Raw genomic sequence first — 723 nt, forward strand, 5'->3', positions numbered from 1 at the left:
CACTTTCTGGCTGGATGATGAGGCGATTCAGGCCTGGTATGAGTCGGCAACGCCTTCATCACGAGGAAGGCCCCAGCGCTATTCTGATCTCGCCATCACCACCGTTCTGGTGATTAAACGCGTATTCCGGCTGACCCTGCGGGCTGCGCAGGGTTTTATTGATTCCATTTTTGCCCTGATGAACGTTCCGTTGCGCTGCCCGGATTACACCAGTGTCAGTAAGCGGGCAAAGTCGGTTAATGTCAGTTTCAAAACGTCCACCCGGGGTGAAATCGCACACCTGGTGATTGATTCCACCGGGCTGAAGGTCTTTGGTGAAGGCGAATGGAAAGTCAGAAAGCACGGCAAAGAGCGCCGTCGTATCTGGCGAAAGTTGCATCTTGCTGTTGACAGCAACACACATGAAGTTGTCTGTGCAGACCTGTCGCTGAATAACGTCACGGACTCAGAAGCCTTCCCGGGCCTTATCCGGCAGACTCACAGAAAAATCAGGGCAGCCGCGGCAGACGGGGCTTACGATACACGGCTTTGTCACGATGAACTGCGCCGCAAAAAAATCAGCGCGCTTATTCCTCCCCGAAAAGGAGCAGGTTACTGGCCCGGTGAGTACGCAGACCGCAACCGTGCCGTTGCTAATCAGCGGCTGAGCGGAAGCAATGCACGGTGGAAATGGACAACGGAATATAACCGTCGCTCGATAGCGGAAACGGCAATGTACAGAAT

1 protein-coding gene is annotated in these 723 nt (G+C 54.2%); it reads left to right on the plus strand.

Going from position 1 to position 723, the window contains the following annotated elements:
• Nucleotides 1-723, plus strand: a 723-nt coding sequence (locus ACKLKD_RS27925) for an IS5 family transposase (RefSeq protein WP_420062014.1), incomplete at both ends; no start/stop codon positions are given.

The sequence above is a fragment of the Klebsiella sp. 10982 genome, assembly GCF_048589245.1.
GTDB lineage: Bacteria > Pseudomonadota > Gammaproteobacteria > Enterobacterales > Enterobacteriaceae > Klebsiella > Klebsiella quasivariicola.